Origin of the sequence: Pandoraea cepalis (assembly GCF_902459625.1) — a bacterium.
Lineage (GTDB): Bacteria > Pseudomonadota > Gammaproteobacteria > Burkholderiales > Burkholderiaceae > Pandoraea > Pandoraea cepalis.
In genome coordinates this window covers 950,444-963,274 of the sequence record NZ_CABPRY010000001.1, presented here as the reverse complement: position 1 = coordinate 963,274, position 12,831 = coordinate 950,444, and the positions used below count along the sequence as shown (strand labels likewise).

General features: G+C 63.5%; 9 protein-coding genes. 1 reads left to right on the top strand and 8 read right to left on the bottom strand.

The genetic code is table 11. From position 1 onward, the window contains the following. Positions 1–89: 89 nt before the first annotated feature. From PCE31107_RS04370 to PCE31107_RS04355, 4 genes are all read right to left on the bottom strand, one after another. A complete protein-coding gene (locus PCE31107_RS04370; protein ID WP_017235638.1) occupies positions 90–998 on the bottom strand; it encodes a glutamate/aspartate ABC transporter substrate-binding protein in 909 nt (302 codons plus the stop codon). Positions 999–1,162: 164 nt separating this feature from the next. Continuing rightward, a complete protein-coding gene (locus PCE31107_RS04365; RefSeq protein WP_017235637.1) occupies positions 1,163–2,449 on the bottom strand; it encodes a Glu/Leu/Phe/Val family dehydrogenase in 1,287 nt (428 codons plus the stop codon). Positions 2,450–2,658: 209 nt separating this feature from the next. Beyond that, positions 2,659–3,615 carry a LysR family transcriptional regulator gene (locus PCE31107_RS04360; protein WP_150606706.1) on the bottom strand — a complete coding sequence of 319 codons (957 nt, stop codon included), beginning with the start codon at positions 3,613–3,615 and terminating at the stop codon, positions 2,659–2,661. A 160-nt stretch (positions 3,616–3,775) separates the two neighbouring features. Further along, positions 3,776–5,680 (bottom strand): ABCB family ABC transporter ATP-binding protein/permease, encoded by a 1,905-nt coding sequence (locus tag PCE31107_RS04355; RefSeq protein WP_150606704.1) that lies wholly within the window; start codon positions 5,678–5,680, stop codon positions 3,776–3,778. Between the two features lie 212 nt (positions 5,681–5,892). On the opposite strand from PCE31107_RS04355, the gene PCE31107_RS04350 reads away from it, so the two are divergent. Beyond that, positions 5,893–6,312, top strand: coding sequence for an acyl-CoA thioesterase (locus PCE31107_RS04350; RefSeq protein WP_017235634.1), 420 nt, complete (start codon positions 5,893–5,895; stop codon positions 6,310–6,312). A gap of 100 nt (positions 6,313–6,412) precedes the next feature. On the opposite strand, the gene PCE31107_RS04345 is transcribed toward PCE31107_RS04350, so the two are convergent. The 4 genes from PCE31107_RS04345 to PCE31107_RS04330 form a co-directional block, all read right to left on the bottom strand. Continuing rightward, entirely contained in the window at positions 6,413–7,180 is a 768-nt protein-coding gene (locus tag PCE31107_RS04345) for an enoyl-CoA hydratase (protein ID WP_150606702.1), read from the bottom strand. A gap of 170 nt (positions 7,181–7,350) precedes the next feature. Then, a complete protein-coding gene (locus PCE31107_RS04340; RefSeq protein WP_130024952.1) occupies positions 7,351–8,550 on the bottom strand; it encodes an acetyl-CoA C-acyltransferase in 1,200 nt (399 codons plus the stop codon). Between the two features lie 17 nt (positions 8,551–8,567). Next, entirely contained in the window at positions 8,568–11,012 is a 2,445-nt protein-coding gene (locus PCE31107_RS04335) for a 3-hydroxyacyl-CoA dehydrogenase/enoyl-CoA hydratase family protein (RefSeq protein WP_150606700.1), read from the bottom strand. Between the two features lie 17 nt (positions 11,013–11,029). Further along, a complete protein-coding gene (locus PCE31107_RS04330) occupies positions 11,030–12,817 on the bottom strand; it encodes an acyl-CoA dehydrogenase C-terminal domain-containing protein (protein ID WP_130024951.1) in 1,788 nt (595 codons plus the stop codon). Between the last annotated feature and the right edge of the window lie 14 nt (positions 12,818–12,831).

Here is a 12,831-nt window from a genome sequence, read left to right as displayed (position 1 = left end):
TCTTGCTTAAAAAGAAGCGGAAGGATTGGCTCCTTCCGCTTCGGCATTACGCACTGATGGTGCTCGGCGACTCGTGAAGCCTGCGAGGCTTACTTGGCGCCTTGAACGTCAGCGTGGTCGTTCGGCGACTTCCACAGCGCGGCCATCTCGGCCGACGGGGGGAAGTCCATATTCACGCCGCCCAGCGCAGCGATCGGCTGCTGGAACCACTTGGCGAAGTCCTTCTGTGCCTGGCCCGACTTCTGGTAATCGGCAACGGCCTTGTCCACCAGCTTCTTGAAGGCCGGATCGTCCTTGCGCATCATGCAGCCGTAGGCTTCATACGATTGCGGCTTGCCGACAATGCTGTAGTCCTTGGCGTCCTTGAACTTGGCGCGCTCGCCCGCGAGCAGGGCGTCATCCATCATGAACGCGACGGCACGGCCCGAGTGCAGCGTGATAGCGGCTTCTCCGTGGTCCTTGGCGCTGATGATGTTCATGCCCATGTTGTCCTTCTGGTTCATCTCGCGCAGCAGACGCTCGGAGGTCGTGCCCGCCGTGGTCACGACGTTCTTGCCCTTGAGGTCGGCGAAGTCCTTGATGCCCGAGCTGTTCTTCGCCAGCAAACGCGTGCCGATGATGAAGAACGTGTTCGAGAACGCGGCCTGCTTCTGACGCTCGGCGTTGTTCGTGGTCGAACCGCACTCCATGTCGATCGTGCCGTTCTGAACCAGCGGAATGCGGTTCTGCGACGTGATCGGCGTCTGCGTGACCTTCAGGTTCGGCAGCTTGAGCTCCTTCTTGACTTCGGCCACGACGGCCATCGCCACATCATTGGCATAGCCAACGACATTGTGGTTATTGTCATAGAACGAGAACGGAATCGACGATTCGCGGTTACCCAGCGAGATGACGCCGGTGTCCTTGATTTTCTTGAGCGTACCGGTTTCCTGCGCCTGGGCAGCACCTGCCATCAAGCCAACACAGCACATCGCCAATGCAATTTTCGAGAGGGTCATTCTTTAGTCTCCTTGGCAAAAAACAGATGCATTTTAGCACCGCATTTGCCCATTTTTTTATTATCGAATGTTCGGAACGTACGTCTTTCTTAACGCAAATCGCCCCGAACATTCTGTTTTACGCATTATTGCGTATTACTACTTAGCTGGACAGCACCGCCTGATCAGGGGTACAGACCGCGCATCTCGCGGGCTTGCAGAATCCGGGTACACGCCACGATGAATGCGGCAGTACGCAGCGAAACCTTATGCTCCTGCGCCACATGCCACACGCCATCGAACGCTTCGCGCATGATGCGCTCCAGACGGTGGTTGATCTCTTCCTCGGTCCAGAAGAAGCTCGAGAAATCCTGCACCCACTCGAAGTACGAGACCGTCACGCCGCCGGCGTTGGCCACCACGTCCGGCACGACAAGAATGTTCTTGCTGCGCAAAATGTCGTCGGCCGCCGTCGTCGTCGGGCCATTGGCCCCTTCGACCACGATCTTCGCGCGGATCTTGTCGGCGTTTTTCTCGGTGATCTGGTTTTCGAGTGCCGCCGGAATCATGAACTCGCAGTCCAGCGACCAGAACTCGTCGTCCTTGATGGTCTCAGCCGCCGGGAAGCCGCCCACGCCGCCAGTTTCGGCCACGTGCTTGAGCAGGTTCGGCACGTCGAGGCCGTCGGACTTGTAGATCGTACCCGTGTGATCTTGCACGCCGATGACATGCGCACCAGCCTCGTGGAACAGACGGGCGGCAATGCCCCCCACGTTGCCGAAGCCCTGCACCACCACGCGTGCGCCGCGCACGTCGAGTCCCAGACGGCGGGCCGCCTCGCAACTCACCACGAACACGCCGCGGCCCGTGGCTTCACGACGGCCCAGCGAGCCACCCAGCGAAATCGGCTTGCCGGTCACCACGCCGGTGGCCGTGGACCCCTCGTTCATCGAGTAGGTATCCATCATCCACGCCATGATCTGCTCATTGGTGTTGACGTCCGGCGCCGGAATATCCTTCGTCGGCCCGATGATGATGTTGATTTCGCTGGTGTAACGACGCGTCAGGCGCTCGAGCTCGCCGCGCGAGAGCTTTCGCGGGTCAACGCGAATGCCGCCCTTGGCACCGCCGTAAGGCACGTTCACCGCCGCGTTCTTGACCGACATCCAGGCCGACAGCGCCATGACTTCGGACAGCGTGACATCCTGGTGGAAACGCACACCGCCCTTGCCGGGGCCGCGTGAAGTATTGTGCTGGACACGATAGCCCTCGAAATGGGCGATGGTGCCGTTGTCGAGTTCGATCGGGCAGTCGACGATCAGGATGCGCTTGGGACGCTTGAGGGTTTCGACCCAACGCGACAATGTGCCCAGGTAAGGCGTGACGCGGTCGACCTGTTGAAGGTAGTTGCCCCACGGACCGAGATCATCGGCCTGCAGGTAGGAAGGCAAGATATGTGACGTTTGCGACATTATGGAATTCTCCGGCTTCAATCTGCGCCGCACGCACATACCGTGCTTGCGACACGAATGGCTGGCACTTTACCGAGAACCCCCGAGAACAATCCAATGCCGAATAAACATGCAACTATGCAATTCGTGCATAGTTATACCACCCGCATGAAATCATCGCGACCTTCCGCGAATCGACGCGCATCGCCCCGATCCGGCACGAACGCCGGTCAGCCTTTGATCTGATCGCGCACGGCTTGCCAGAACGCCTCGACCGCATCGCGCTTGGTCAGCTCGCGCCGGTTGCTGGCATCGGTATAGGCCAGACGGTCGCGATACAGGCGAATTTCCATGTCCAGATGCCATGGGGCCGCCGCCTTGCCCGAGGGCGCGAGATCGACCAACTCGCCGCGCGCGACCGAATCGATCACGGCGCTTTCCGGCAGAAAGGCCACACCGTGTCCGGCGAGCACCATCGCCTTGAGCGCCTCGGCCATATCCGTCTCGTACACCTTGTCCAGATGCAGCCGGCTCGACGCGTCGCCGGCAAGCAGGTCGGTCATCCGGCCGAGATAGGCATTCGCCGTGTAGGCGAGGTAGGGCACCGGCGCGTCTGGCGTGCCAGGCAACTTGAAGCGGGGGCGCTTGTGCGGCGTCGGGGCGCTGTAGGGGCTGAACCGCTCGCTGCCGAGCACGATCATCTCGTAGCGCGCCGCATCGAGTTGCAAGGGCTGGCTCGGATGGTAGTAGCACATCAGGAGATCGCAGCCTCCATCGGTCAGCGACATCGCCGCGTCGTGCACGTTGAGCGCACGCAGACGGCTGCGCAGCAGGCCCAGACGCTTCTCCAGCGCCTTGAGCCATCGCGGGAAGAACGTCATCGACAGCGTGTGCGGCACGGCGAAATCGAGCACCGAATGGTCGGCCGAGCGCTGTTCGCGCAGCAAGGCGCGCGCTTCCTGCGCTTGCGAGAGCAATGCCAGCGCCTGTTCATAGAACACTTCGCCGGCCGCGGTGAGGCGCGTGGGGTAACTCGATCGGTCGATCAGTTCGCTGCCGAGCCACGCTTCGAGCGACTGAATCCGGCGCGAGAACGCGGGCTGCGTCACATGGCGCAACTCAGCCGAACGACTGAAACTGTTCGTCTTGGCGAGCGACACGAAGTCCTCGAGCCATTTGATTTCCATGCGGCACTCCCGCGTCGGCGATGTCAGCGCGCTAGTCTACTCAATCGTCCGGCCGGCGCACAGGCCCGCGTCCGCGCCAGTCGTCCAACTGCCCAACTGCCCAACGGCTCAACGGCCCAACCGCCCTGCCTTCCGCCCGACGGCCGAGTCGCCGCGCCCCTCAGGACACCACCGTGGCGAAGTGCGACGCCTCGGCATCCCCCTCCCCGTCGCGACGCTGCTGTTGCAACGCCCACATCTGCGCGTAGAGTCCTTCGGCACGCAGCAGGTCGTCGTGCGTGCCGCGCTCCACGATGCGGCCCTTGTCGAGCACGATGATCTGCGCGGCGTGCACGACCGTCGAGAGGCGGTGCGCGATGACGAGCGTCGTGCGTTCACGGGCGATGTTGCGCAACTCCGCCTGAATCGCCTGCTCGGAGCGCGAGTCCAGCGCCGAGGTCGCCTCGTCGAAAATCAGGATGTGCGGATTCTTGAGAAGGGTGCGCGCAATCGCCACGCGCTGCTTCTCGCCGCCGGAGAGCTTGAGCCCGCGCTCGCCGACCATCGACTCATAGCCGGCCGGCAGGCTCTCGATGAAGTCGTGGATATGCGCCGCACGGGCCGCGGCGATGACCTGCTCGCGCGACGCCGACGGATTGCCGTACGCGATGTTGTAGTAGATCGTGTCGTTGAACAGCACGGTGTCCTGCGGCACGATACCGATGGCCGCGCGCAGCGAGTCCTGCGTAACGTCGCGAATGTCCTGCCCGTCGATGGTGATGCGCCCCGCCGCCGCGCCGGGGAAGCCGACGTCGTAGAAGCGGAACAGCAGGCGTGAGAGCGTCGATTTGCCGGAGCCGCTGTGTCCGACGACGGCCGTGGTCGTGCCCGCCGCCACGGTGAAATCGACGTCGTGCAGAATCTGGCGCGACGCCTCGTACCCGAAATTCACGTGCTCGAAACGCACGGTGCCGCCATGACAGACGAGCGGCGCCGCACCCGGCGGATCGGCGACTTCGCGATTCACGTCGAGCAACGTGAACATGCGATCCATGTCGGTCATCGCCTGTTTGAGTTCGCGGTAGATCACGCCGAGGAAATTCAGCGGAATGTAGAGCTGCAGCATGAACGTGTTGACGAGCACGAGATCGCCGAGCGTCATGCGCCCACTCATTACGCCTTGGGTGGCATGCCAAAGAATCAGGATAAGTCCGGTCGCGATGATCGCCTGCTGCCCGAAATTCAACACCGAGAGCGAGTTCTGCGACCGAATCGCCGCCGCACGATAGCGCTTGAGGTTCTCGTCGTAACGCTGCGTCTCGAACGCCTCGTTACCGAAATACTTCACCGTCTCGTAGTTGATCAGCGAATCGATGGCGCGCGCGTTGGCTTTCGAGTCGAGTTCGTTCATGGTGCGACGAAAATGCGTGCGCCACTCCGTGACTTTCACCGTGAACACGATGTAGAACGACAGTGCCACGAGCGTGACGATGGCGTAAAACGCGTCGTAGCGCACGACGAAGAAGCCGAGCACGAGCGCCACCTCGATGAGCGTGGGCAGAATGCTGTAGAGCGAGTACGAGATCATCGACTGGATGCCCCGCGTGCCGCGCTCGATGTCGCGACTCATGCCGCCCGTCTGACGCTCCAGGTGAAAGCGCAGCGACAGCGCGTGCAAATGGCGAAACACCTTGAGCGCGATTTGCCGCACCGCGCTTTCCGTCACCTTCGAGAACAGCATTTCCCGCAGTTCGGTGAAGAGCGACGTGGACAGGCGCACCACCCCGTATGCCACGACCAGCAGACCTAGCCCGCCCACGACGATCAGGCTCGCATCGCCCGATGCGCGCGCCGTGGCGGAGAAGGTCGCCGCGGGGCCGAGCCCGTCGACGATGTGCTTCATGATGATGGGCACGCCGAGGTTGGCCACCTTCGCCATGACGAGGCACGACAGCGCCAGCGTGACGCGTCCGCGGAATTCGAGCAGATACGGGAACAGCGATTTGATGACTTGCCAGTCGCCGCGGGGGGGGCGAGCGGCGTCGGAGGCCGTCGGTGCAGGCTCGGCCGAAGAGTAACGTCTCATGATGGGGAGGGGCGGCGTCCGGCTCGTTCGAGGGCTTTCCGCTAAAATCGTCGATGGCGTATTTTCGCAGAACCCGGCGTCTCATGCTGAGCCGACGCCGGGCGGCTCTCCCGCCCGTGGAAACCCGAAGAAGGACCGGCAGCGGCGTGCCGTCGCCGTCTTTATCGCGGTTTCCGACTTTCGCAGTCTTCCCGGCTCACGCAAGGATCCTCATGAGTACCTCGACTGCTGCCCTCACGGCCCTGCCCGAAGAAAAAGAACTGGCGTTGCGCGTGCTGCCGATGCCTGCCGACGCCAACGCCCACGGCGACGTATTCGGCGGCTGGATCATGTCGCAGGTCGACATTGCCGGCTCGATCCCCGCCGCACAGCGCGCCAACGGTCGCGTGGCGACCATTGCCGTCAACTCGTTCCTGTTCAAGGAGCCGGTGTTCGTGGGCGACTTGCTGAGCTTTTACGCGACGATCGTGAAGACCGGCAATACGTCGATCACTGTCTACGTCGAGGCCTATGCGCAGCGCATGCGCCTGTCGCACGAGATCGTCAAGGTCACCGAGGCGATGGTCACTTACGTGGCGACCGACGAAGATCGCCGTCCGCGCCCGCTGCCCAAGCTCGACACGGCGAGCTGAGCGTCCGCCAACGAAAAAAACGCCGCCGTCTCGCAGAATGAGGCGTGCGGCGTTAATGCGCCTGCTGTGCCTCCGAGTCTTCCCGGCGACGGCGGGGGCGTTATGAAAACTGACTGAAATCCGGCTTGCGCTTCTCGAAGAACGCCGTGAACGCCTCACGCGCTTCCGGAGAGACGAGCCGTTTACCGAATTCCAACGCCTCGTCGCGAATACGCGACTGCACCGCTTGCGCGCTGTCGCCCTTCATCAACTGCTTGGTCACGCGCAGCGACCCCGCCGGCATGGCCGCGAGTTGCGCGGCGCGCTGCGTGGCGTAGTCGGCCAGTTCGTCCGCCGGCACAACACGGTTGACGAAGCCCATCGCGACGGCCTCGTTCACGTCGAACGGCTCACCGAAAAGCAGCTTTTCGGCGGCACGCTGGTAGCCCGCCACGCGCGGCAGCAGCCAGCTCGACGCCGCCTCCGGACACAACGCCAGTTGCGAGAACGGCAGCGAGAAGCGTGCGGTTTGCGTGGCATACACCACATCGCAGTGCAGCAGCAGCGTCGTGCCGACGCCCACCGCATTGCCTGCCACGGCCGCCACAATGGGTTTGGTTGCCTGGCTGATCGCACGCAGGAACTGGAACACGGGGGCGTCCTCGTCCTTCGGCGGGTTCTTCAGGAAATCTTCGAGATCGTTGCCCGCCGAAAAAGCCTCAGGCTGCCCCTGGATCAGCATCACGCGCAACGACGGATCGGCCTCCGCCTCGGCAATGCCTTCGGCCATTGCCTGATACATCGCGGCGGTAATCGCATTCTTCTTGTGCGCGCGGTTGAAGGTCAGCACCTGCACCGCGCCCTGGCGATGCACCAATACGTCTTCCATCTCGTGGGTCTCCTCGGGTGTTCCAGGCATCTCGCGACGCCGGGTCGCTGCCCGTCGTAGATGACAACGCCGGGGGCGGTCACGCTGTTGCGAACCCGCACCCCGGCGCCTTGGGCCGTCGTCCGCCGCATGTCTGACGATTGCCCGCCGACGGCCTGCGGCGCGCCCGCTTACATGCGCTCGAGAATCCCCGCCGCGCCCATGCCGGTCCCCACGCACATGGTCACCATCCCGTACTTCAGGTTGTGACGGCGCAGCGCGTGCACCACGGTCGCGGCGCGGATCGCACCGGTTGCGCCCAGCGGGTGGCCCAGCGCGATGGCGCCGCCCATCGGGTTGACCTTGCGGGTATCGAGATCCAGATCCTTGATGACGGCAAGGGCCTGCGCGGCAAACGCCTCGTTCAATTCGATCCAGTCCATGTCCTGCTGCGACAGGCCCGCCGCACGCAGTGCCGCGGGAATCGCTTCCTTCGGACCGATACCCATGATCTCGGGCGGCACGCCGCGCACGGCGAACGACACGAAACGGGCGAGCGGCGTGAGGTTGAACTGCTTGAGAATCTTCTCACTCACGACGAGCAGCGCGCCGGCACCATCCGACGTCTGCGAACTGTTGCCGGCCGTGACCGAGCCCTTGTTCGCGAACACCGGACGCAGTTTGCCCAGCCCTTCGATCGACGTATCCGGACGCGGGCCTTCGTCGAGCGACAGCGTGCGCGTCTTGATCGACACTTCGCCAGTCGCCAGGTTCGGAAAGCGTTCGACGATCTCGATCGGCGTGATCTCGTTCGTGAATTCACCGGCCTGTTGCGCCTGGATCGCCTTCTGGTGCGAGGCCAGTGCGAAGGCGTCCTGCGCGTCGCGCGTCACGCCCCATTGCTGCGCCACCTTCTCGGCGGTCAACCCCATGCCATAGGCGATGCCCACGTTCTCGTCGCGCTCGAAGATCGACGGCGAGAGCGACGGCGTGTTGCCCATCATCGGCACCATGCTCATGCTCTCGATACCCCCCGCGAACATTGCGTCGGCTTCGCCCACACGAATGCGGTCCGCCGCCATCGCGAGCGCGGTGAGGCCCGAGGCGCAGAAGCGGTTGACGGTCACCCCGCCCACCGTGTTCGGCAGACCCGAGAGCAGCGCGCCGATACGCGCCACGTTCAGGCCCTGCTGGGCTTCGGGAATGGCACAACCGATGATGGCGTCTTCGATGACCTTCGGATCGAGATCCGGTACCTGCGCGAGCGCGCTCTTGAGAATGGTCGCGAGCAGGTCGTCCGGACGCGTGTTCTTGTAGCTGCCCTTGGGTGCCTTGCCGATCGGCGCGCGCGTGGCGGCAACGATGTAGGCGTCTTGCAGTTGTTTGCTCATGTCAGTCTCCGATCGGCTTAGTTGCGCACCGGCTTGCCGGATTGCAGCATGCCCATGATGCGTTCCTGGGTCTTCGACGTGCCCAGCAGGTCGATGAAGGCGCGACGCTCGAGCGCCAGCAGCCATTCTTCGTTCACGAGGCTGCCCGCTTCGACGTCGCCGCCGCACACGGCTTCGGCGATGCGCGAGGCGATCAGGAAGTCGTGCGCCGAGATGAAGTTGCCGTCTCGCATATTCACGAGCGACGCCTTGATGGTCGAGATCCCCGAGCGACCGGCCACAGGAATGCCGGCCGGCTTGAGCGGCGGACGATAGCCGGCAACGGCCAGCGCACGCGCTTCGTTACGGGCGACCGACAGCAGTTCGTGCACGTTGTACACGATGGTGTCCGTCGGCTTCAGATAGCCCATGTCGCGGGCGTCGAGCGCCGAGGCCGAGACCTTTGCCATCGCCGCGTTGGTAAACGACTTGGTGACGAACTGGAGATACTGCACGCTCCCCGCCGAGGTCGCGGCGTCGGCCGCGCGGATCGCCGCTTCCTTCAGGCCACCGCCGGCCGGCACCAGGCCCACGCCGACTTCCACGAGACCGATGTAGCTCTCGAGCGCCGCCACGCGCTTCGCGCTATGCAGCAACAGCTCGCACCCGCCGCCCAGCGCAATGCCGGAGACGGCCGAGACGACCGGCACCTGCGCGTACTTCACACGCATCATGCCGTCCTGGAACTTCTTGATGAACGGCTCGATGCCCTTCGCGCCGCCCATCATGAACGCGGGCATGGCCGCTTCGAGATCGGCGCCGGCAGAGAACGGCCCCCCCGGCGCACCGAGTTTGAGCGACGTGGGCTGCCATACGACCACACCGCGATATTGCTGCTCGGCCAGATCGATCGCACGGGTCAGCCCGTCGATGACGGCCGGCCCGATGGTGTTCATCTTCGACTTGAACGAGACGATAAGCACGTCGTCCTGCCCTGGGGTCTCGTCGACCCACAGGCGCACGGCGTCGTTCTCCTCGATGGTCTTGCCGAATTTGCGCGGGTCGGCGCTGGCATCGCCCACGAGCGAGGCCGGGAAGACCTGACGCTGATACACCGGCAGCGTGCTGCGCGGTACAAACGCATCTTTGGCCGGCGCATACGAGCCCGCCGCCGTGTGCACACCGCCCGCCTCGGCGACCTTGCCGCTCGTCACCCACTTGGGCAGCGGCGCGCTCGAGAGCGCCTGACCGGCGTCGATGTCTTCCTGCACCCACTGCGCAATGTCCTTCCAGCCCGCAGCCTGCCAGTCCTCGAACGGACCGGTGCTCCAGCCGAAGCCCCAGCGAATGGCGAAGTCGACTTCACGTGCGTTGTCGGCGATCTGCTCGAGATACACACCGATGTAATGGAACACATCGCGGAACACCGCCCACAGGAACTGTGCCTGCGGGTTCGTCGATTCGCGCAGCAGACGCAGACGCTCGGCCGGCGCTTTCTTCAGAATGCGCACGACCATCTCGTCGGCCTTCTTGCCCGACTCGACATACTCGCCCGATTGCGGGTCGAGCACCTTGATGACCTTGCCTTCCTTCTTGTAGAAACCCGCGCCCGTCTTCTGGCCCAGTGCGCCCTTTTCTACGAGTGCCTTGAGCACGGGCGGTGTGGCGTACGTCGACGCGAACGGGTCGTCCTTGAGCCCGTCCTGCATCGTCTTGATGACGTGTGCCATCGTGTCCAGACCGACCACGTCGGCCGTGCGGAACGTGGCCGACTTGGCACGACCCAGCTTGCTGCCGGTCAGGTCATCGACCACATCGAACGGAATGCCATACTTCTGCGCTTCGGCGAACACCGCCAGGATCGAGAACACCCCCACCCGGTTGGCGATGAAGTTCGGCGTGTCCTTCGCGCGCACCACGCCCTTGCCGAGCGTGGAGGTGAGGAACGTTTCGAGCTGATCGAGGATGGCCGGCGCGGTGGTCGCGGTCGGAATCAGTTCGACCAGATGCATATAGCGCGGCGGGTTGAAGAAGTGCACGCCGCAGAAGCGCGACTTGAGGTCGGCGTCAAAGCCTTCCGAGAGTTCGGTGATCGACAGACCCGACGTGTTCGACGCGAAGATCGCATGCTTGGCCAGATGCGGCGCGACCTTCTTGTACAGGTCATGCTTCCAGTCCATGCGCTCGGCGATCGCTTCGATCACCACGTCGCAGCCGGCGAGGGTTGCAAGGTCGTCCTCGTAATTCGCCGCTTCGATGTATTGCGCGTCGGCCTTGTCGGCGAACGGCGCGGGGCTCAGCTTCTTCAGGCCGTCGATGGCACGCAGGACGATGCCGTTCTTCGGGCCTTCCTTGGCCGGCAGATCGAACAGCACGACGGGCACTTTCGCATTGACGAGGTGCGCGGCGATCTGCGCACCCATCACGCCGGCGCCCAGCACAGCGACCTTGCGTACGACCAGGGGTTTGTTGGTTTGGCTCACGGTGATCTCCTCCGCTCTCAGAACAGGTCGACGTCGACTTCCATCAGCGTCTTCGCACCGGCACGGGCCATGCGGATTTGCGACGCGGTCTCCGGCAGCAACTTGGCGAAATAGAAACGCGCCGTGGCGAGCTTCGATTCGTAGAACTTGTCGCCGCTGCCTTGCTTGTCAAGCGCGATGCGCGCCATGCGTGCCCAGAAGTAAGCGAACACGAGATGGCCGACCACGCGCTGATACGGCACCGAGGCGGCGCCCACTTCGTCTGGATTGGTCATGGCCTTCATGCCGATTTCCATCGTCAGCTTCTGCACCTTGTCGCCGATGTCCGCGAGCGGATTGACGAACTCCTGCATTTCTTCCTTCGTGCCTTCGGCCTCGACGAAGTCCTGCACGAGCTTGCCGAACTTCTTGAGCTTCGCCCCCATGTCGCCGAGCACCTTGCGGCCCAGCAGGTCGAGCGCCTGAATCGAGTTCGTGCCCTCGTAGATCATGTTGATGCGTGCATCGCGCACATACTGCTCCATGCCCCACTCGGAGATGAAGCCGTGGCCGCCGTAGATCTGCATCGCGTGGTTGGTGCACTCGAACGCATTGTCGGTCAGGAAAGCCTTGATGATCGGCGTGAGCAGCGCGACCAGATCCGCCGCCTCGCGGCGCTCGGCTTCGTCACCATGCGACAGTTCCTTGTCGATATGCAGCGCGGTCCAGTACGAGAACGCACGACCGCCTTCCACATAGGCCTTTTGCGTGAGCAGCATGCGCCGCACGTCCGGATGCACGATGATCGGATCCGCCGGCTTGTCGGGGGCCTTCGGGCCGGTGAGCGAGCGCATCTGGATGCGCTCCTTCGCGTACACCAGCGAGTTCTGGTAAGCGACTTCCGTCAGGCCCATGCCCTGCATGCCCACGCCCTGACGCGCGGCGTTCATCATCACGAACATGGCGTTCAAGCCCTTGTTCGGCTCGCCGACGAGCCAGCCGCGCGCGCCGTCGAGGTTCATCACGCAGGTGGCGTTGCCGTGAATGCCCATCTTATGCTCGATCGAGCCGCACTTGATGCCGTTGCGCTCACCCGGTGCGCCATTCGCGTCGGGGATGAACTTCGGCACGACGAACAGCGAAATGCCCTTCGTTCCCGGCGGCGCGTCCGGCAGGCGGGCCAGCACAAGGTGGACGATGTTGGCGGCCATGTCGTGCTCGCCGGCGGAGATGAAGATCTTGGTACCAGAGATGGCGTACGAGCCGTCGCCATTCGGCTCGGCCTTCGTGCGCAGCATGCCCAGGTCGGTGCCGCAATGCGGCTCGGTCAGGCACATCGTACCGGTCCATTCGCCCGATACGATCTTCGGCAGATAGGTGGATTGCTGCTCAGGCGTGCCATGCGCATGCAGACACTCGTAAGCGCCGTGCGACAGGCCGGGATACATCGTCCAGGCCTGGTTGGCGGAGTTGAGCATTTCATACAGGGCGTTGTTGACGACCTGCGGCAGCCCTTGGCCTCCGAACGCGGGGTCGCACGCCAGTGAGGGCCAGCCGGCCTCGACGTATTGCTGATAGGCCTGCTTGAACCCGGTCGGCGTCGTGACCACGCCATCGCCTTCGTACTTGCAGCCCTCGCGATCACCCACCTGATTCAGCGGGAAGACGACTTCGCTGCAGAACTTGCCGGCCTCTTCGAGCACCTGGTTGATGGTGTCGGCGTCGATGTCCGCGTGTTTCGGCAATGCCTTCAATTCGTTTTCCACGCCCAGCAGCTCGTGCAAAACGAACTGCATGTCGCGCAGCGGCGCGTTGTACTGTCCCATGACCTACTCCTCCG